General features: G+C 70.2%; 16 protein-coding genes. 10 read left to right on the top strand and 6 right to left on the bottom strand.

All coding sequences use genetic code 11. The annotated features are described in order from the left end of the window. The 3 genes from sdhA to sdhC all read right to left on the bottom strand — a co-directional run. Positions 1–1,493, bottom strand: a 1,493-nt coding sequence (gene sdhA, locus ACT3T9_RS15655) for a succinate dehydrogenase flavoprotein subunit (RefSeq protein ID WP_444606997.1), incomplete at its 3' end; no start/stop codon positions are given. Between the two features lie 76 nt (positions 1,494–1,569). Next, positions 1,570–2,028 carry a succinate dehydrogenase, hydrophobic membrane anchor protein gene (gene sdhD / locus ACT3T9_RS15650; protein WP_442332212.1) on the bottom strand — a complete coding sequence of 153 codons (459 nt, stop codon included), beginning with the start codon at positions 2,026–2,028 and terminating at the stop codon, positions 1,570–1,572. 2 nt (positions 2,029–2,030) lie between these two features. Continuing rightward, entirely contained in the window at positions 2,031–2,408 is a 378-nt protein-coding gene (gene sdhC / locus ACT3T9_RS15645) for a succinate dehydrogenase, cytochrome b556 subunit (RefSeq protein ID WP_441443343.1), read from the bottom strand. A gap of 274 nt (positions 2,409–2,682) precedes the next feature. Between sdhC and ACT3T9_RS15640 the strand changes: the two genes are divergently transcribed. The 8 genes from ACT3T9_RS15640 (at position 2,683) to ACT3T9_RS15605 (ending at position 13,238) form a co-directional block, all read left to right on the top strand. Continuing rightward, entirely contained in the window at positions 2,683–3,870 is a 1,188-nt protein-coding gene (locus ACT3T9_RS15640) for a mannose-1-phosphate guanylyltransferase (protein ID WP_444606996.1), read from the top strand. 119 nt (positions 3,871–3,989) lie between these two features. After that, on the top strand, positions 3,990–5,231 hold the full coding sequence (locus ACT3T9_RS15635; protein WP_444606995.1) for a M20 family metallopeptidase: 1,242 nt from the start codon (positions 3,990–3,992) through the stop codon (positions 5,229–5,231). A gap of 241 nt (positions 5,232–5,472) precedes the next feature. Continuing rightward, positions 5,473–6,591 carry a BMP family lipoprotein gene (locus ACT3T9_RS15630; protein WP_444606994.1) on the top strand — a complete coding sequence of 373 codons (1,119 nt, stop codon included), beginning with the start codon at positions 5,473–5,475 and terminating at the stop codon, positions 6,589–6,591. A 160-nt stretch (positions 6,592–6,751) separates the two neighbouring features. Beyond that, positions 6,752–8,371, top strand: coding sequence for an ABC transporter ATP-binding protein (locus tag ACT3T9_RS15625; protein WP_444606993.1), 1,620 nt, complete (start codon positions 6,752–6,754; stop codon positions 8,369–8,371). 4 nt (positions 8,372–8,375) lie between these two features. Next, entirely contained in the window at positions 8,376–9,989 is a 1,614-nt protein-coding gene (locus tag ACT3T9_RS15620; protein ID WP_444606992.1) for an ABC transporter permease, read from the top strand. Then, the gene (locus ACT3T9_RS15615) at positions 9,986–11,323 is read left to right on the top strand and encodes an ABC transporter permease (protein ID WP_444606991.1); all 1,338 of its coding nucleotides are present in this window, start codon (positions 9,986–9,988) and stop codon (positions 11,321–11,323) included. Before ACT3T9_RS15620 ends, ACT3T9_RS15615 begins: the two co-directional genes overlap by 4 nt. Before the next feature lie 13 nt (positions 11,324–11,336). Continuing rightward, the gene (locus tag ACT3T9_RS15610; protein ID WP_444606990.1) at positions 11,337–11,804 is read left to right on the top strand and encodes a cytidine deaminase; all 468 of its coding nucleotides are present in this window, start codon (positions 11,337–11,339) and stop codon (positions 11,802–11,804) included. A gap of 96 nt (positions 11,805–11,900) precedes the next feature. Next, positions 11,901–13,238, top strand: coding sequence for a thymidine phosphorylase (locus ACT3T9_RS15605; RefSeq protein ID WP_444606989.1), 1,338 nt, complete (start codon positions 11,901–11,903; stop codon positions 13,236–13,238). Positions 13,239–13,307: 69 nt separating this feature from the next. Here ACT3T9_RS15605 and ACT3T9_RS15600 read toward each other — a convergent pair whose 3' ends face one another. Continuing rightward, positions 13,308–14,387 (bottom strand): NUDIX domain-containing protein, encoded by a 1,080-nt coding sequence (locus ACT3T9_RS15600; protein ID WP_444606988.1) that lies wholly within the window; start codon positions 14,385–14,387, stop codon positions 13,308–13,310. A 183-nt stretch (positions 14,388–14,570) separates the two neighbouring features. On the opposite strand from ACT3T9_RS15600, the gene deoC reads away from it, so the two are divergent. Together deoC and ACT3T9_RS15590 are read left to right on the top strand one after the other, a co-directional pair. Then, a complete protein-coding gene (gene deoC / locus ACT3T9_RS15595) occupies positions 14,571–15,236 on the top strand; it encodes a deoxyribose-phosphate aldolase (protein WP_444606987.1) in 666 nt (221 codons plus the stop codon). Positions 15,237–15,239: 3 nt separating this feature from the next. Then, positions 15,240–16,397 carry a DUF2330 domain-containing protein gene (locus ACT3T9_RS15590; RefSeq protein ID WP_444606986.1) on the top strand — a complete coding sequence of 386 codons (1,158 nt, stop codon included), beginning with the start codon at positions 15,240–15,242 and terminating at the stop codon, positions 16,395–16,397. Between the two features lie 82 nt (positions 16,398–16,479). Here ACT3T9_RS15590 and ACT3T9_RS15585 read toward each other — a convergent pair whose 3' ends face one another. Then, positions 16,480–18,195, bottom strand: a complete 1,716-nt coding sequence (locus ACT3T9_RS15585) for a phospho-sugar mutase (RefSeq protein ID WP_444606985.1) — start codon at positions 18,193–18,195, stop codon at positions 16,480–16,482. Then, positions 18,192–19,055, bottom strand: coding sequence for a purine-nucleoside phosphorylase (locus ACT3T9_RS15580; RefSeq protein WP_444606984.1), 864 nt, complete (start codon positions 19,053–19,055; stop codon positions 18,192–18,194). Before ACT3T9_RS15580 ends, ACT3T9_RS15585 begins: the two co-directional genes overlap by 4 nt. Positions 19,056–19,068 lie beyond the last annotated feature (13 nt).

The following is a 19,068-nucleotide window of genomic DNA, read 5'->3' as shown; positions in this document are numbered from 1 at the left end:
TGGATGGCGACGGTCTCATAGCGCTTCTTGAGCGCCTTGATGTCGGAGAGCGCCTGGCGGCAGGTCTCGTCGGTGCGGAACACCTGGACGTTCGCGTCCATCGTCTCCTGCAGCGCGCTGCGGATGTCGGCGATGCGGTCCTCGGTCGCTGGGCGGTCGCGCAGCCGCTCGAGCAGCTCGACGGTCGGCGCCTCGAGCCCCTCCGGGATCTCCGCCAGCTCGACCTCCGCGGCGTGCTCCGCGGCGGCGATGCCGGCGCGGCGCCCGAAGACGTTGATGTCCAGCAGCGAGTTGGTGCCCAGGCGGTTGCCGCCGTGGACCGAGACGCAGGCGGTCTCCCCGGCGGCGTACAGGCCGGGGATCACGTCGGTCGCGTTGCGGAGCACCTCACCGCGGATGTTGGTGGGGATGCCACCCATGCCGTAGTGCGCGGTGGGGAACACCGGGATCGGATCCGTGTACGGCTCGACCCCGAGGTAGGTGCGGGCGAACTCGGTGATGTCCGGGAGCTTCGCATCGATGTGCGAGGGCTCGAGGTGAGTGAGGTCGAGGTAGACGTAGTCCTTCTTCGGACCGGCGCCGCGGCCCTGCCGCACCTCGTTCGCCATCGCGCGTGCCACCACGTCACGGGGGGCGAGGTCCTTGAGCGTGGGTGCGTAGCGCTCCATGAAGCGCTCCATCTCGCTGTTGCGCAGGATGCCGCCCTCGCCGCGGGCCGCCTCGGAGAGCAGGATGCCCAGCCCGGCCAGGCCCGTCGGATGGAACTGGAAGAACTCCATGTCCTCCAGCGGGATGCCGCGACGGAAGGCCATCGCGGGGCCGTCACCGGTGAGGGTGTGGGCGTTCGAGGTGGTCTTGAAGATCTTGCCGAAGCCGCCGGAGGCGAAGATGACGGACTTCGCGCGGAAGATGTGAAGCTCGCCGGTGGCGAGTTCGTAGGTGACCACGCCGGAGGCGCGCACACCCTCGTCGCTGCGCGGGTCTCCGGTCATCAGCACATCGAGCACGTAGTACTCGTTGAAGAACTCGACCTCCTGCTTCACACAGTTCTGGTAGAGCGTCTGCAGGATCATGTGACCGGTGCGGTCCGCGGCGTAGCAGGAGCGGCGCACCGGAGCCTCACCGTGGTCGCGGGTGTGCCCGCCGAAGCGTCGCTGGTCGATCTTGCCCTCGGGCGTGCGGTTGAACGGCAGGCCCATCTTCTCCAGATCGAGCACCGCATCGATGGCCTCCTTGGCCATCACCTCAGCGGCGTCCTGGTCGACCAGGTAGTCACCGCCCTTGACGGTGTCATAGGTGTGCCATTCCCAGTTGTCGTCCTCGACGTTGGCGAGGGCGGCGCACATGCCGCCCTGGGCGGCGCCGGTGTGGGAGCGGGTGGGGTAGAGCTTCGTGACGACTGCGGTGCGGGAGTTCTTCGAGGACTCCAGGGCCGCGCGCATGCCGGCACCGCCGGCGCCGACGATCACCACGTCGTAATTATGGGTCTGCATGTCTGGTGACTGCTCCGTTTCGGGTCGACCGGGAAGAGTGGAGGGGCGGCCGATGGTATCGACCGCCCCGGGGGCGTCAGCCCTCGCAGAAGGAGGGCAGCAGGCTCGGCTCGGCGCCGACCGGGCAGGGCTCGAAGGTGAAGATCACCAGGGTGCCCAGGATGATCGTCACGATCACGGCGAAGTACAGCAGTCCCTTCAGGACCATCCGCAGACGATCACCGCGCGCGTAGTCGTTGATGATCGTGCGCACGCCGTTGCCGCCGTGGATCAGGCCCAGCCACAGCATCAGCAGGTCCCAGACCTGCCAGAAGGGGTTGGCCCATTTGCCGCCGACGAAGGCGAAGTCGATGCCCTTGACGCCCTGGCCGAGCCAGAGGTTCACGAACAGGTGGCCGAAGACGAGGATCACCAGCAGCACGCCGGAGGCTCGCATGAACATCCACGAGAGCATCTCGGCGTTGATCCCGCGCTGGCCGGTGCGGCGGTAGCGGGTGGTGGGATCCGGGATAGAGGTTCCGGTCTGTGCACTCATGGTCACGCTCCGAACATGTGCATGAGGTGGCGGGGGAGGAAGCCGGCCATGAGGATGGCCCACACGATCACCACACCCCAGAACAGGCTGCGCTGGCGCTTGGTCCCCTGGGACCAGAAGTCCACCAGGATGATGCGCAGGCCGTTGAGGGCGTGGAAGAGGATCGCGCCGACGAGGCCGACCTCGCCGAGGCCGAACACCACCGTCTTGTAGTGCCCGATCACCTCGTTGTACGCCTCGGGGGAGACACGGACGAGAGCGGTGTCCAGGACGTGCACCAGCAGGAACAGGAAGATGAGCATTCCTGAGATGCGGTGGGCGACCCAGGACCACATGCCCTCGCGTCCGCGATAGAGCGTCCCGGATTGGGCTGAAGCCACGGAGATCCTCCAGAAGCGTCGGGATGAAGCCGGGAACGTTGACGAGATGCCATGGAGAGAGGCGCGTGGCGCGCCCGGGCAGAGCTCGGGCGACCTTCGCGTCCTGGGCGCCGCGCAGGCGACCATTTCACGACACGGCGACATCATCATCGCCCCCGACAGGGGCCCTGCCAGCGTAGCACCAGGCAGGGCCGCTGCTGTGCGGTGCGGCGGGTCCCGTGATGGTGGTGGGGGCTGCCCTGGTCTGGGATCGCGGGGCGGATACGCTGGCACGATGCCCCAGGCTCCTTTCGTTCCCGTGATCCCCGCCGGTGGTGCCGGCACCCGACTGTGGCCGCTCTCACGCCGCTCCCGCCCCAAGTTCCTGCTGGACCTCACCGGAGAGGGTCGCTCCCTCCTGCAGAGCACCGTGGCGCGGCTGGAGCCGCTCACCGACCAGCCGCCGATCGTGGTCACCGGGAGTGGTCACGAGGCGGCGGTGCGCGAGCAGCTGGACCAGCTCGGCATGCCGGCGGTCGTGCTGGCGGAGCCTTCACCGCGCAACTCGATGCCCGCCATCGCGCTGGCCGCAGCCCTCGTCGAGCGGGAGCAGCCGGAGGCGGTCATCGGCTCCTTCGCCGCTGATCATCTGATCGACGACCAGGAGTCGTTCGGCCGCGCCGTGGCCAGCGCCCGGGAGGCGGCAGAACTCGGATACCTGGTGACCCTCGGGATCCGTCCGACCCACCCGGCCACCGGATTCGGCTACATCGAGCAGTCCACGCCGGGACCTGCCGGTCAGGAAGACCCTGAGCTCGCGACGAGCGGCGCGCTGCCCGTCGCACGCTTCGTGGAGAAGCCGGATCGCGAGCGTGCCGAGCAGTTCCTGGCAACCGGGCGCTTCCTCTGGAACGCCGGCATGTTCGTGGTGCGCGCCTCCGTGCTGCTCGACGAGCTCGCTGCCCAGATCCCGCCGCTCGCGCGCGGGGTCCGCGAGATCGCCGCTGCGCACGGCACCGAACGGCACGACGAGGTGCTCGCACGGAACTGGCCCCGACTCACCTCGATCGCGATCGACCATGCGCTGGCCGAGCCGCTCGCCGCGGAGGGGAAGGTCGTGGTGGTGCCCACCAGCTTCGGCTGGGACGACGTCGGAGACTTCGGGGCGCTCGCCCGGCAGCTGCGCGCCAGGGCCGCGAACGGCTCCCGGGGAGTCGGCGGCACCGGCCTCCGTACGGAGGACGGGAACGGGCCTCTGGACGCGAGCGATGTCCGGGTGCTGGGAAGCGCCGAGGTCGATGCCGTCTCCTCGCGGGCCACGGTGTACGGTGCCACGGATCGCCACATCGCCCTGGTCGGGCTGGACGGCATCAGCATCGTCGACACCGAGGACGCGCTGCTGGTGCTCGCCGACGCACAGGCGCAGGACCTCACCACGCTCGTCGCCCGTCTCGAAGAGCGGGGGCTGGGCCACCTGCGCTGACGTCGACCGCCCGCAACGACCACCGCGAACGGCGCCGGGCCTTGGCGAACCTCGCCGATGGTCCTCCCGGAGGGACGCAGCCGAATGAAGGCAGCCGAATGAACGCAGGGAGTGCACAGGTGGAGCAGTCGCAGCAGGTGCTGCTGGGTACCGCGCAGCAGCGGTCGATGCTGGGACCGGAGGGCCTGATCGCTCAGACGGTGGCCGAGAAGTCCGCGGATCTGAGCGAGGTCAGACGCCACCTCCACCGCCACCCCGAGCTCTCCCATCAGGAGCACGCGACCACCGACTACATCGCCGAGCAGCTCAGCGCGCTGGGCCTCTCCCCGCAGCGGATGGCGCATACCGGCCTCATCTGCGACATCCCCGGGAACGATCCCTCGCTGGGCCTGATGGCCCTGCGCGCCGATATGGATGCGCTCGGCATCCCCGAGCTGAGCACCGTCGCCTTCCGCTCCTCCGTCGACGGGGTGTCCCACGCCTGTGGGCACGACGTCCACATGAGCGCGGTGCTGGGCGCCGCGACCGCTCTGGTGCGGGTGGCCGACGCCGGCGGCCTGCAGCGAGGGGTGAGGCTGGTCTTCCAGCCCGCAGAGGAGATGCACCCCTGCGGCGCCCTCGAGCTGATCGGCCAGAACGTGCTGGACGGCGTGGACTCGATCCTCGCCCTGCACTGCGACCCGGGCGTCGATGTCGGGCACATCGGGCTGAAGTCCGGCCCGATCACCTCCGCCACGGATCCGGTGAAGATCCAGGTGCGTGGAGCCGGCGGCCACACCTCCCGCCCCCACCTCACCCAGGACCTGGTCTACGCACTCGGCTCCATCGCCACCCAGCTGCCGGCCGCGCTCACCCGCCGCATGGATCCGCGCTCGGGCGTGAACCTCACCTGGGGCAGCATCCATGCCGGCTCCGCCTTCAACGCGATCCCCAGCAGCGGAACGCTCGAGGGGACCCTGCGGTGTCTGGATCACGACGCCTGGGACCGGGCCGAGGAGCTGCTGGAATCGGTGCTCGCGGACCTCGTGCGGCCCTGGGGTGTTGACGCCCGGGTCATGCACGATCGCGGCGTGCCGCCGGTGTCCAACAGCCCCGCGAGCGTCGAGGTGCTGGCCGCCGCGGTGCGCGGTGTGCTCGGCCGGGAGAACCTCGACGCCACAGCGCAGTCCCTGGGCGGCGAGGACTTCGCCTGGTACCTCGAGAAGGTGCCCGGGGCGCTGGCCCGTCTCGGTACCCGCACGCCGGGCGGCCGAACCTTCGACCTCCACATGGGGGACCTGATGATCGACGAGCGTGCGATCGGCATCGGCGCTTCGGTGCTCGCGGCGGCCTGTGTGCAGCGCGATCTGCTCCCCGCCTGAGCCTCCTCTGCTCCAGGTCTGATCTCGTGCTACCGGCCTGATCTCGAGCGAGACCTCGACGGGACGCTCCTCGCTCATATACGTCACATCCGCTTCGATTTCATAACGGTTCACGGACTGGGACCAAAGCAGCCCCCGGCGGGTGCTCCGCGCGGATATGGTCCAGATCGCACTGCGACAGCGCTGTCGCCACGGACCCCATGGGGCGATCCGGCCCCTCATCTGACCCGAAGGAACCTTCATGAAGAGCATCACGCGTGCCCTCGCCCTGGTCGGCGCCGGCGCCTTGACCCTCGCCGCCTGCGGCACCGCCCCGGAGGAGACCGCAGGGGGTGGCAACGGCAGCGATGCCGGCGGCGCCTCGAGCGATTACAAGGCCTGCATGGTCTCCGACGCCGGCGGCTGGGACGACAAGTCCTTCAACGAGTCCAGCTTCAAGGGACTCCAGAACGCCGTCGATGAGCTCGGGATCGACCAATCGACCGCGGAGTCGACCACCGTCTCCGACTTCGCCCCGAACATCAACAACATGGTGACCCAGGGCTGCGACCTCATCATCACCGTCGGCTTCCTGCTGGCTCCGGCCACCGGCGCCGCCGCGCAGGAGCACACCGACACCGACTTCGCGATCGTCGACTCCACCGCGCAGGATGCCGACGGCGCCCCGCTCGATCTGGAGAACGTCAAGCCTCTCGAGTTCAACACCGCCGAGGCCGCATTCCTGGCCGGTTACCTGGCCGCGGGCATGACCGAGACCGGAAAGGTCGCCACCTACGGCGGCGTGGACATCCCCACCGTCACCATCTTCATGGACGGCTATGTCGATGGCGTCGCCCACTACAACGAGACCCACGGCGAGGACGTCGAGGTGCTCGGTTGGAACAAGGAGACCCAGTCCGGCTCCATCGTCGGCACCTTCGAGGACCAGTCCAAGGGCAAGGCAGTCTCTGACGAGTTCTACAACGCCGGCGCAGACATCGTGATGCCGGTGGCCGGGCCCGTGGGCGCCGGCACCCTGGCCTCCGCCAAGGAGGGCGAGGACCGCAAGGTGATCTGGGTCGACGCCGACGGCTACGAGACCAACTCCGCGGATTCCGAGGCCCAGTCCGTGATCCTCACCTCCGTCATGAAGGAGATGACCGTGGGCGTCGAGGACGTCATCACCGGTGCGGCCGGCGGAGAGTTCGACGCCACCCCGTACGTCGGCACCCTCGAGAACGGCGGCGTCGGGCTGGCACCGTTCCACGATTTCGAGGATGATGTCCCGGCCGAGCTCAGCGAAGAGCTGGAAGCCCTCGAGCAGGAGATCATCGACGGTACCGTCAAGGTCGAGTCCGAGGCCTCCCCCGCGGGAGTCTGAGCATCTGCTGACCTGAGCGCGGTCCCCGCCTGCGAGGGCGGGGACCGCGTGCCATGTCTGAACACCGATGTCTGAACACCGATGTCTCTAAACCACTGTCTGAACACCGCTTTTTGAATACCGCCGGGGCATCCGGCCTGCACCGACGGAAGCGAGCGCTGTGAAACTCGAACTGCGCGGGATCACGAAGACCTTCGGGGGATTCGTGGCCAATGACGCCATCGACCTGGTCGTCGAACCGGGGGAGATCCATTCCCTGCTGGGCGAGAACGGGGCCGGCAAGTCGACCCTGATGAACGTCCTGTACGGGCTCTACCGGCCCGATGGCGGGCAGATCGTCATCGATGGGAAGCCGGTCACCTTCTCCGACCCCGGCGATGCGATGGATGCCGGCATCGGCATGGTGCATCAGCACTTCATGCTGGTCCCCGTCTTCACCGTCGCCGAGAACATGGTGCTGGGCAACGAGCCGACCAAGGGCGGACTGCTCGACCTCGCCGCCGCGAGGAAGCTGGTGCGCGAGATCTCCGCCCGCTTCGGCTTCGATCTCGATCCCGATGCGCTGGTCGAGGACCTGCCTGTCGGCGCCCAGCAGCGCGTCGAGATCATCAAGGCGCTCAGCCGTCGTGCCGAGGTGCTGGTGCTGGATGAGCCCACTGCTGTGCTCACCCCGCACGAGACCGACGAGCTGATGGAGATCATGCGTCAGCTGCGGGACGAGGGCACCTCGATCGTGTTCATCACCCACAAGCTCCGTGAGGTCAAGGCAGTCTCCGACCGCATCACCGTGATCCGTCGCGGAAAGGTCGTCGGCGAGGCCGACCCCTCCGCGGACCAGGCGGAACTCGCGTCGCTGATGGTGGGTCGGCAGGTCTCGCTCGCTCAGGACAAGGCTGCGGCGGCCCCCGGTGAGATCGCCCTCGAGGTCACCGACCTGCGGGTCAGCGATGCGGCCGGGACCAGGACCCTCGACGGCGTCTCCTTCGAGGTGCGCCATGGCGAGGTGCTCGCGATCGCAGGCGTCCAGGGCAACGGCCAGACCGAGCTCACCGAGGCCCTGCTGGGCCTGCAGGAGATCGTGCACGGCTCGGCGAAGCTCGAAGGACAGGAGCTGGTCGGCCGCACCACCAAGCAGGTGCTCGACGCCGGCGTCGGCTTCGTCCCCGAGGACCGCACCCACGACGCGCTGATCGCGGATTTCTCCGTCGCCGAGAACCTGGTCCTGGACCAGCACGACCGCCCGCCGTTCGGCAGCGCGCTGGCGATGAAGCTGACGCCGATCCGGGAGAACGCGGAGCAGCTGATCCCGGAGTTCGACATCCGCACCGAGTCTCCGGCCTCCGCAGTATCCACATTGTCCGGCGGCAATCAGCAGAAGGTCGTCATGGCCCGGGCGCTCCACCGCGAGCTCGCCCTCCTGATCGCCTCCCAGCCCACTCGCGGCGTGGACGTGGGCTCGATCGAGTTCCTCCACCGCCGCATCCTCGACGAGCGGGACAAGGGCACCCCGGTGGTGATCGTCTCCACCGAGCTCGACGAGGTCACGCAGCTCGCGGATCGTATCGCCGTGATGTACCGCGGGAAGATCCTGGGGATCGTCCCCGGGGACGAGGATCGCGATGTGCTCGGCCTGATGATGGCCGGCTACACCGTCGAGACTGCCCGTGAGGCCGTCGCCGCCGGTGCCCGTACCACCGACTCCCAGCTCGCCGACGAAGGAGAGAACGTATGTGCACCGTTGTTCGTCGACGAACTGCGAGGAACGAGTGGGAGGAGATGAACGTATGAGCACCGCCTCCGAGGCAGGCTCCGCTCCCGGCGTCGGGGCGAACAGCTCCGACACCCCGCCACCGCCCGTCGAGTCTGCGGAGACCGCACTGGCCAGGACCCTGCAGAAGATCGCCCGGGGCGACCTGCTGGTCGTGGTGATGAGCTTCGTGTTCGCCTTCCTGATCGGCTCAGTACTGATCGTGATCGCCAACCAGGAGGTCCGTGGGACCCTCAGCTATTTCTTCGACCGCCCCACCGACGCGATATCCGCGATCTGGCAGTCCGTCACGCAGGCCTACGGCGCGATGTTCCGCGGAGCGATCTTCGACATCCCCGGCTACACCCGGGCTGCCGAGAGCGTCCGGGAAGCCGGAGGGTCCGGCACCTATGTGCTGCTGCCCGCTCTCTCCGCCGGACTGCGGCCCCTCACCGAGACCCTCACCGTCGCCACCCCGCTGATCATCGCGTCCGCGGGGATGGCCGTCTCCTTCCGTGCCGGGCTGTTCAACATCGGCGGCACCGGCCAGCTGATCGCCGGCGCGATGGCGGCCGGCTACGTGGGCTTCACCTTCGAGCTCCCCGTCGTCGTGCACCTGCTGGCCTGCCTGATCGCCGGTGTCCTCGCCGGTGGGGTGTGGGGCGGCATCGCCGGTTTCCTCAAGGCCCGTTTCGGAGCCAACGAGGTCATCAGCACCATCATGCTGAACTGGATCGCCACCTACCTGCTGTTCTTCGCGCTCAAGACCGCAGCGTTCACCGGCGTCAACCAGTCCCAGCCCACCTCGCCCTCCGTGGGCGACAACGCGGTGCTGCCGCTGCTGCTGGGCTCCGGGTTCCGCCTGCACGCAGGCCTGTTCCTCGCCGCCGGGGCAGCCGTGCTGCTGTGGTGGCTGATGAGTCGCTCGACCATCGGCTTCCACTTCCGTGCAGTGGGCTCCAACCCGCGTGCAGCGCAGGTCGCCGGGATCTCACCGGCCCGCACCTCCTTCCTGGTGCTCGCTGTCGCCGGGGCCCTGGTGGGCCTCGCCGGTGCCGTGCACGTGCTCGGCACCGAGCAGAGACTGACCGAGGGTGTGGCCGGGAGCATCGGCTTCGATGCCATCACCGTGGCGCTGCTGGGCCGCTCAGGCCCGGTCGGCATCGTGCTCGCGGGCCTGCTGTTCGCAGGGCTGTCCACAGGTGGACGCTTCATGGAATCCAACCAGGGCGTCCCGCTGGACCTGGTGCAGGTGATCCAGGTGCTGGTGGTGCTGTTCATCGCCGCCCCGCCGCTGGTGAGGACGTTGATCGGCCTGCGCCGCATCGATCATCCCGGGGCCGCCGCCCGCGTGCGCAGTGCCCGCCGGGCACGGACCGGTGCCGAGAAGGCCGCCATCGCCTCCGGCGCCGCCGCCACTGCTGCCGCTTCCGCCGACGCCGCAGGCGGAAGGACCTCGGACGGGACCGCCCCCGAGACGACCGCGACCCCTGACGCCCCCGGTACCGGGGAGGCTGCGAGCGCTGCGACCAGCGGCGGACCACCGGAACCCCACCGGACCGACGACGCCGATCCTTCCTCCCCGGACGGACCGACCCCCGCAGCGGACTCGCCCGAGGACCGCACCGATGCGCAGGAGGAGGAGCGATGAGCACGGCACCTCAGGTCGTCGCCGACGACTCTCCGGTGGAGAAGGCATTCACCGACGTCCGCCCCGCGAGCTGGTGGCACCTTCCGGCCACCACCACCGTGACGGGCCTGCTCGCACTGGTCATCTTCGGCCTGCGCGGGATCCCCGGCGTGGACTCCGCCTACGTCGTGGTCCATGACAGCGATCTGAACCCCTTCGGCCTCATCCCCGAACGGATCGTCATCCCGTCGATGGGCGGCGCGATCGCGCTGTCCGTGATCGCGCTGCTCGCCTCGGCCGCGCTCTGGGTGCTGCATGCCCGCAGCGCCCGGCCGCCGGCCCGAGCACGACTCACCCTGATCGCCCTCTTCGCGGTGGTCTGGATCCTGGCGTTCATGACCTGGGTGATCTCGCAGCGCACGCTCGATGTGACCACCCTGCTGCAGGGCACCATCGTGCTCGCCGTCCCGCTGGCCTTCGGCGCCCTGTCCGGGGTGCTCTCGGAGCGCTCGGGCGTCATCAACATCGCCATCGAGGGACAGCTGCTGTTCGGTGCCTTCGGGGCCACCCTGGTCGGCTCGATCACCGGCAGCGTCTGGATCGGTCTGCTGGCCGCCCCGCTCGTCGCCATGTTCATGGGCGCGCTGCTCGCCATGTTCGCGGTCGGCTATCACGTCCAGCAGATCATCGTCGGTGTGGTGCTGAACGTCCTCGCGATCGGGCTCACCTCGTTCTTCTTCGGCTCCGTGATGAGCGACAACCCCGGCCTGTTCAACGCCCCGATGCGCCTGCCCACGCTGCGGATCCCCGTGCTGGCGGACATCCCGCTGGTCGGCGCCGCGCTGTTCGAGCAGAACATCCTCGTCTACCTGATGTGGATCATCGTCGCGGGACTGACCATCGCCCTGTTCCGCACTCGCTGGGGCCTGCGGGTGCGCGCCGTCGGCGAGCACCCCAAGGCTGCCGACACCGTCGGCATCGCCGTGAACCTCACCCGCTGGAAGAACGTGCTGCTGGGCTCGGCCGTGGCCGGTCTGGGCGGTGCGACCCTCACGATCGGCACCGGAGTCGCCTTCGGTGAGGAGATGTCCGCCGGCAAGGGCTATATCGCGCTCGCCGCGATGATCCTGGGTCGCTACCACCCCATCGGCGCGCTCCTCGCGGCGCTCACCTTCGCCTTCGCGGACTCGCTGCAGCTGCGCCTGGGCACGATGTCCGCCGCTGAGGGCGGAGTCTCCATCCCCGGTGACTTCCTGCTGATGCTCCCGTACGTCGTCGCCCTGTTCGCGGTGGCGGGGGTCGTGGGCCGGGTGCGGGTGCCGGCGGCCAACGGCCAGCCGTACCTCAAGGAGTGAGAGCATCGACAGCATGAGCACCAGCGAGCCCGCAGCGGGCGGGATCTCTGACCAGGACCGAACCATTCCCGACGACGTCGAGTTCGACGACCTGCTCGCCGTGGCCCGGGCCATCGCCGAGCGCGCCTACACCCCGTACTCCCACTTCCGAGTGGGGGCGGCCGGTCTCACCGAGGATGGCCGCCTGGTGCGCGGCTGCAACGTCGAGAACGCCGGCTACGGCGTCACCCTCTGCGCGGAGTGCGGAATGATCAGCGAGCTGATCGCCGGCGGCGGCGGAAAGCTGCGCCGTTTCGTCTGCGTCGGCGGCGACGAGCAGCTCACCCGCGAGGAGCGCGTCGTGGTGATGCCGTGCGGCCGCTGCCGCCAGCTGCTCTCGGAACATGCGGCACCCGACCTCGTGATCCTCACCCCCGAGGGACCGCGCGGAATGGACGCCGTACTGCCCCAGGCCTTCGGACCTGCTGATCTCCTTCCCTGACTCGCCGTCCCTGACCAGAACCGACGCACCCCTGAACACCGCAGCGCGGTTGCAGACGCAAGCAGTGCGGCACCCGCCCCGACCCGAGGAGCACCCATGACCCAGAACCCCGCAGCGAATCCCGCAGAGCGGCCCGGGAAACGGGCCGTCGAGCCCTTCGACGTCGTCGACGTGATCCACACCAAGCGAGATGGCGGCCGTCTCGAGGACGGACAGATCGACTGGGTGGTCGACGCCTACACCCGCGGCGTGGTCGCCGAGGAGCAGATGGCGGCGCTCGCGATGGCGATCTTCCTGCGCGGCATGGAGCGCGCAGAGATCGCCCGCTGGACGCACGCGATGATCGCCAGCGGCGAGCGGATGGACTTCGCCGCGCTCTCGAAGCCCACCACCGACAAGCACTCCACCGGCGGGGTGGGGGACAAGATCACCCTGCCGCTGGCACCCCTGGTCGCTTCCTACGGGGTCGCGGTGCCGCAGCTGTCCGGGCGCGGGCTCGGCCACACCGGCGGCACCCTGGACAAGCTCGAGGCGATCCCGGGCTGGCGTGCGGACCTCAGCAACGAGCAGATGATGCGCCAGCTCGAGGACGTGGGCGCGGTCATCTGTGCGGCCGGCTCGGGCCTCGCCCCGGCGGACAAGAAGCTCTACGCCCTGCGCGACGTCACCGGCACCGTCGAGGCGATCCCGCTGATCGCCTCCTCGATCATGTCCAAGAAGATCGCCGAGGGCACCGCGGCGCTCACCCTGGATGTCAAGACCGGCGCCGGCGCCTTCATGAAGGACGAGGCCGACGCCCGCGAGCTCGCTCGCACCATGGTCGCGCTCGGCACCGACGCCGGGGTGCGCACCGTCGCCCTGCTGACGGACATGTCCGCGCCGCTGGGCCGCACCGCGGGCAACGGCCTCGAGGTGCGCGAGTCCCTCGAGGTGCTCGCCGGCGGCGGACCTGCCGACGTGGTCGAGCTGACCTGCGCCCTGGCTCGCGAGATGCTCGAGGCCGCCGGCGTGCATGATCCCGACGTGGAGGCTGCGCTCGCCGATGGCCGAGCGATGGACTCCTGGCGCGCGATGATCTCCGCTCAGGGCGGGGACGTCGACGCACCGCTGCCCGTTGCGAAGCACATCGAGGAGCTCCGGGCCACCGAGGATGGCGTGGTCACCGGGCTCGACGCGATGGGTGTGGGCGTCGCCGCGTGGCGGCTCGGCGCCGGCCGCTCCCGCCCGGGCGAGGCCGTGCAGGCGGCGGCCGGGGTGGAGATCGCCGCGCATATCGGCGAGGAGGTGAAGGCCGGGGACGTCCTCGCCCGCCTGCACACCGACACCGCAGAGCGGATGCCGCGCGCTCTCGAATCGCTCACCGGTTCCTGGACCCTCGCCGCTTCCGGCACGGCTGTTCCGGCACGGAGGATCGTGAAGGATCGCATCGCCTGAGCGACAGCTTCGGCAGGAGACGGCGCTGCAGCTCCTCAGGGAGCCGCAGCGCCGTCTCGCATCGGGAGCTCAGCCGCGACGCCCGTTGTGCGCAGTGCGCAGGGCGGGCAGGATGTGCTGGACCATCAGCGGGGCCAGGCGAGCCCCGGTCCCCGGCTCCGCGATGCTCACCCAGCGGTGATCGGCGAGCTCGGCGCGTACCGTGAGCGGCTGCGGGAGGCGCACGCGAGTGGTCCAGACGGTGGAGTGGACCGTCGTGTTCGGCTCATTGGCCGCGAGCGCCTCGAAGTCGCCCAGCAGCTCCAGATCAGTCTCGGCGAGCTGCACGCCCAACTCCTCATGCACCTCCCGCATCGCAGCGTCGAGGGCCGACTCGCCCACCTCGAGCTTGCCACCGACCTGCATATACGAGCCGGTGCCTCGTTTGCGCACCGCGAGCAGCTCCGGGCCCTCCTCACCCTCGCGCAGGAAGCAGACCGCGGTGATCCGCAGGATCTCGGTGCGGGGGTCGCTGGTATGTAGATGCTGCTCCGCCTCGGCGCAGGCGGTGAGGCGGCGGAGCCAGCGGGTGCCGCGGTGGAGCCCCTCGGGGCGCATCCCCGCGGCTTTCCAGCGGGCGATGTCGCTGCGCTGCTCACGGGCCAGCGACCAGCCGCGCCGCAGCAGCGTGTGCGGAGGCTTGCGCCGCTCCCGCAGGTCCCGTGTCAGGCGCAGCGCGAACACCACCGGGGTGGGACGCTGCAGCACCAGCGCATCGGCCAGCAGCCCCGCCGCCGCCAGCGGTCCGAGGAGCTCCGCTGCGAAGATGCCTTCGGCGATGATCAGCGGGGCCTCTCCGACGTCGAGCTGGCGCGTGTCCAGGCGGCGCGAGGCGGCGATCGAGTAGACGGGCACCTCGGTGCTGCCCTCGTGGGCGAGGGCCGTGAGCGCCTCGAGCGCGGCCCCGCCGTTCCACGATGCCGGATCGTCCCAGTCCACGATGCCGTAGCGGCGCGGCAGACCAGGCTCGTCGAGGTCGTGGTAGAACTCGTCCAGCGCGAGCACAGGCAGTCCGGAGCGGCGCGAGAGCTCACCCTTCCCGCTGCCCGAGGGACCGGCGAGCAGGACGATGCGCCGGGGCGGGCGGGAACGAGAACCAGAGGCAGTCACAGCGCGCCAGTCTAGAGGCCCGTCGGTGTCCAGACCGCAGAGAACCTGCCTCATCGTGACCAGATCCGATGTCATCGGATCCGCTCGCGAGGCCGCGCCGGAACACCTCGAGATCGGCCCATCGTGACCGGATCGTCGCTGTCGCGGATGCGGCGGGCAGGGGTGTTCTGCCAAGATCAGCGCATGACCAACATCGACAACTCGACCCTCGCCGGTCTCATCGACCACACCCTGCTCAAGCCCGAGGCCACTGCCGCGGACGTCGCCGCGCTGCTGCGCGAGGCGGAGGAGCTGGGCACCTACTCCCTCTGCGTCTCTCCCTCGATGCTCCCGCTCGAGACCACGGTCAAGGTCGCCACCGTGTGCGGATTCCCCTCGGGGCAGCACGCCCCCTCCATCAAGGCCGCCGAGGCCGCCGACTCCGCGGCGAAGGGCGCCGACGAGGTCGACATGGTGATCAACGTCGGACTCGCCCGGGCGGGCGACTTCGCTGCCGTCGAGCAGGAGATCCGCGCCGTGCGCGAGGCTGCTCCGGCACCGGTGGTGCTCAAGGTGATCATCGAGTCCGCCGCCCTCACCGACGAGCAGATCGTCGCGGTCTGCGAGGCCGCCGAGCGCGCCGGCGCCGACTTCGTGAAGACCTCCACCGGCTTCCATCCCGCCGGGGGTGCCACCGAGCACGCCGTGCAGCTCATGCGCAGCACCGTCGGCGATCGGCTGGGTGTCAAGGCCTCCGGCGGGATCCGCACCCGCGAGGCCGCCGAGGCGATGGTCGCCGCCGGCGCCAGTCGGCTGGGGCTGTCCTCCTCGAGGGCGATCCTCGAGGGCGGCACCGGGTCGGGGTACTGAGGGATGGGCTCGGCGCTCGCGACCGACCGGACCTTCCGCCGCTGGTTCTGCGGTCTGCTCGCGGGCGCCCTGCTCCTGGCGCAGCTGGTCCTGGGGGCTGCGTCCCCGGCCGCGGCCTGCGCCTGCGGCGGTTTCGTCGATCCGGCGGACCGGCCCGACGGGGCGAACGTCATGAAGGAGACCGCGGTGCTCTCCCTGCGCGACGGCGTGGAGACGATCGTGATGGGCCTCGCGCTCGATGCCGAGCGCGTCGGCTCGACCTTGCTGATGCCCACCCCGGCGGTGCCGGAGGTCAGCGCCGCCCAGTCCGGGACCCTGCGCGAGATGACGGTCGCGACGGCACCTCGTGAGGTGGTCGAGTACGACTTCTGGGGCGAGAGCCCCTTCGGCGCGGGGGCAGACGGTGGCGCACCTGGTGCCGGCGTGACCGAAGGTGCACAGCCCACCGTCCATTCCCAGGAGCGGATCGGCGACTACGAGGTGGCGGTGCTCGGCGGAGAGGCCGACGGGGTGCGCAACTGGCTCACGGACAACGGCTATGCCCTGTCCGAGGACCTCTCGGCCCTGATCGATCCCTACTCAGCGGACGGATGGACCTTCACCGCGGTCCGCTATGCGGCCGACGCCGTGCTCAGCGGCGATGTGGAGCCCCTGCGGTTCGACTTCCCGACCGAGGAGCTAATCTACCCGATGCGCTTCTCCCAGGCGGCCGAGACCGCCCAGACCGTGCACCTCTTCGTGCTCGGCGAGACGGCCGTACGCCGCTCCGACCCCTCCGCGGCGCAGCAGGAGGTGGACCGGCCCTGGATCGGCTCGCCCACGAGCAATGACTGGACCTGGTCCGATGCGACCCTGCGGGAACTGGCAGGGGAGGACCTCGGCAACGCGGCGCAGAGCCAGGAGCGCCCGACGGCATACCGCATGGTGACCGAGTTCGAGGTGCGCGGGGCACCGGACTCCTTCACCACCGACTTCACCTTCACCCCCGATCCGGAGGCGGAGGACGTGATCCCCACCAACACCACCACGAAGGTCGTCGCCGTGATGGGCATCCCCGTCGGCTGGCTGCTGGTGCTCGCGGGCGTGATCACGGCCAGCTCGCTGCTGATCGCGGTGCTCGCCACCGTCTTCGCCGGCTCGCGTCGCAGAGCCCGGGGCTGAATGCGGCGCCCGGGCCTGAGTGCGGAATCCGGGCCTGAGTGCGGAGTCCGGGCGCGAGTTCCGAGCCCGCGCCGGAGCCGGCTCAGGCGGCCCCGAGCACCCGGCGCAGCTCGTCCTTCAGCTGCTCCAGCCGCTCCCCGGCCCGGCGTCGGATCCCTCCGATCTCCGCGCCGGAGGCGCCGTCGGGCAACGTCGTGACCAGCTCGAGATAGCACTTGAGCTTCGGCTCGGTCCCGGAAGGCCGCACCACCACTCGGGTGTCGTCCTCGCTGAGCAGCAGCACGCCCTCCGTCGGCGGGAGCCCGGTGGTCTCCGAGGACCCCTCGGAGAGGTCCTGCGTCGTCAGCACCGGTGAGCCCAGCAGCGCCGTGGGCGGAGCCGCCCGCAGACGCTCCATCATCACGCCGATCAGCGACAGGTCCTCGACCCGGATCGACAGCTGCGCGGTCGAGTAGAGGCCATGCTCCATGGCGAGCTGGTCGAGCCGCCCGATCAGCGTGGTGCCCTCGGCCTTCGCGAGCGCCGCCATCTCGGCGACCATCAGCGCTGCGGAGAGCCCGTCCTTGTCGCGCACCACCTCCGGCAGCACGCAGTACCCGATCGCCTCCTCATAGCCGAAGGCGATCCCGGGGGCGCGGGTGATCCATTTGAACCCGGTCAGGGTGGCCGCGGCCTCCAGGCCAGCGTCCTCGGCGACCCGGCTCAGCCACCGGCTGGAGACGATCGAGCGGGCCAGCACGCCGCGGTAGCCGTGCCGGCGGACCAGGTGGTCCCCGAGCAGCACGCCCAGCTCGTCGCCGGTCAGCATCCGCCAGTCGTCCAGGTGGGGATCGAGCACCGCGGCGGCGCAGCGGTCGGCGTCGGGATCATTGGCGATCACCACGTCGGCCTCGAGGGTGCGGGCGAGCTCGAGCGCGAGGTCGATCGCGCCGGGCTCCTCGGGGTTCGGGAAGGCGACGGTGGGGAAGTCGGGGTCGGGATCGGCCTGCTTCGCGACCGGATGCACGTCCGTGAACCCGGTGCGATGCAGGGCCGCCAGTGCGATCTCGGTGCCCACCCCGTGCATCGCCGTGTGCACGATCCGCACCTCGCGAGGCCCGCCTTCCGCGGGGAGCGCGCAGATCGCTGCGAGATAGTCCTCGCGCAGCTGCTCGCCCAGCAGCTCCCAGCCGGACTCGGCGACAGGGATCCCCTGCACGGGGCCGACCGCGGCGATGCGGGCGGCGATCAGGGCATCCGACGGCGGCACGATCTGCACGCCGCGGCCGTCGGGCTCGGCGGCGCGCCCGCCGAGGTAGACCTTGTAGCCGTTGTCCGCCGGAGGATTGTGGGAGGCGGTGACCACGATGCCGGCGTCGGCCTCCAGCTGCCGTACCCCGAAGGCCACCAGCGGGGTGGGTCCGAAGCGCTCCAGCAGCTGCACTCGGCAGCCGGCGGCGACCATGATCGCCGCGGAGCGGCGGGCGAAATCCTCGGAGTTGTACCGGGCATCGAAGCCGATGACCACCAGCGGCTCCGACAGCTGGAGATCTTCGAGCAGGTGGGCGGCGAGCCCGCGGGCCGCACGGGAGACCACGGCGAGATTCATCCGGTTCGGGCCCGGCGCCATCCGCCCTCGCAGTCCGGCGGTGCCGAACTGGAGGTCCGCGGCGAAGGCGTCGACGAGCTCATCGTGCGCCGCCTCGCTGCCGGCCTCTGCCTGCTCCAGCAGGCTCGTGAGCGCTGCGCGGGCCGCAGGGTCGGGATCATCCTGGATCCATTCCGTGGCGCGCAGACGCAGCCCGGCCTCGAGGGTCATGCCACGCCGCCGGAACCGTGCGCAGCGCTGGCCGTGCCCGCGGCACCGGTGATCCGGCGGACCGTCTCCGCCAGCAGCCGCGAGATGCGCGGACCGGCGTCGCGGCCCGCCTCGAGCACCTCCTGGTGGCTCAGGGCCTCACCGCTGATCCCGGCGGCGAGGTTGGTGACCAGGGAGATCCCCAGCAGATCCATGCCCGCCTCGCGCACGGCGATCGCCTCGAGCGCGGTGGACATGCCCACCAGGTTCGCGCCCACGGCCTTGGCCATCTGCACCTCCGCCGGAGTTTCGTAGCTGGGACCGGAGAACTGCATGTACACGCCCTCTGCGAGGCTCTCGTCGACCTCTCGGGCGAGCTCCCGCAGCGCAGGGGTGTACAGATCGGTGAGATCCACGAAGTTCGCGCCCACCAGGGGAGTGGCGCCCGTGAAGTTGATCTGGTCGCGGATCAGCACCGGTGTGCCGGGGGTCCAGGTCGGATCGATGCCGCCGCAGCCGTTGGTCAGCACCATGGTGCGTGCGCCGGTCGCGGCCGCGGTGCGGACCCCGTGGACCACGGCGTCCACCCCCGCACCCTCGTAGAAATGGGTGCGCGCTCCGAGCACGAGCGCGCGTGCCCCGGTGCCGTCGACGCGGACCGAACGCAGGGTGCCGACGTGGCCGGCGACCGCGGGTGGCCGGAATCCGGGGATGGTGGTCGCGTCGCCCTGCCAGACGGTCTCGCCGAGCAGATCGGCGGCCTCGGCCCAGCCGGAGCCGAGCACCAGGGCGAGATCGTGGGCGGGAACCCCGCTGGCCTCCGCGATGGCGGCGGCGGCGTCGCGGGCGAGCTGATACGGATCGGATGCGGAAGCAGTCATGGACAGAAGGTAG

Source organism: Brachybacterium sp. AOP29-B2-41, from assembly GCF_052378395.1.
In the GTDB taxonomy this organism is placed as follows: domain Bacteria; phylum Actinomycetota; class Actinomycetes; order Actinomycetales; family Dermabacteraceae; genus Brachybacterium.
This window is presented reverse-complemented; position numbering and strand designations above follow the sequence as displayed.

Excerpts from the sequence above, each read along its gene's own strand:
- sdhD (WP_442332212.1), bottom strand. The coding sequence starts at position 2,028 with ATGAGTGCACAGACCGGAACCTCTATCCCGGATCCCACCACCCGCTAC.
- ACT3T9_RS15640 (WP_444606996.1), top strand. The coding sequence starts at position 2,683 with ATGCCCCAGGCTCCTTTCGTTCCCGTGATCCCCGCCGGTGGTGCCGGC.
- ACT3T9_RS15630 (WP_444606994.1), top strand. The coding sequence starts at position 5,473 with ATGAAGAGCATCACGCGTGCCCTCGCCCTGGTCGGCGCCGGCGCCTTG.
- ACT3T9_RS15620 (WP_444606992.1), top strand. The coding sequence starts at position 8,376 with ATGAGCACCGCCTCCGAGGCAGGCTCCGCTCCCGGCGTCGGGGCGAAC.
- ACT3T9_RS15615 (WP_444606991.1), top strand. The coding sequence starts at position 9,986 with ATGAGCACGGCACCTCAGGTCGTCGCCGACGACTCTCCGGTGGAGAAG.
- ACT3T9_RS15610 (WP_444606990.1), top strand. The coding sequence starts at position 11,337 with ATGAGCACCAGCGAGCCCGCAGCGGGCGGGATCTCTGACCAGGACCGA.
- ACT3T9_RS15605 (WP_444606989.1), top strand. The coding sequence starts at position 11,901 with ATGACCCAGAACCCCGCAGCGAATCCCGCAGAGCGGCCCGGGAAACGG.
- deoC (WP_444606987.1), top strand. The coding sequence starts at position 14,571 with ATGACCAACATCGACAACTCGACCCTCGCCGGTCTCATCGACCACACC.
- ACT3T9_RS15590 (WP_444606986.1), top strand. The coding sequence starts at position 15,240 with ATGGGCTCGGCGCTCGCGACCGACCGGACCTTCCGCCGCTGGTTCTGC.
- ACT3T9_RS15585 (WP_444606985.1), bottom strand. The coding sequence starts at position 18,195 with ATGACCCTCGAGGCCGGGCTGCGTCTGCGCGCCACGGAATGGATCCAG.
- ACT3T9_RS15580 (WP_444606984.1), bottom strand. The coding sequence starts at position 19,055 with ATGACTGCTTCCGCATCCGATCCGTATCAGCTCGCCCGCGACGCCGCC.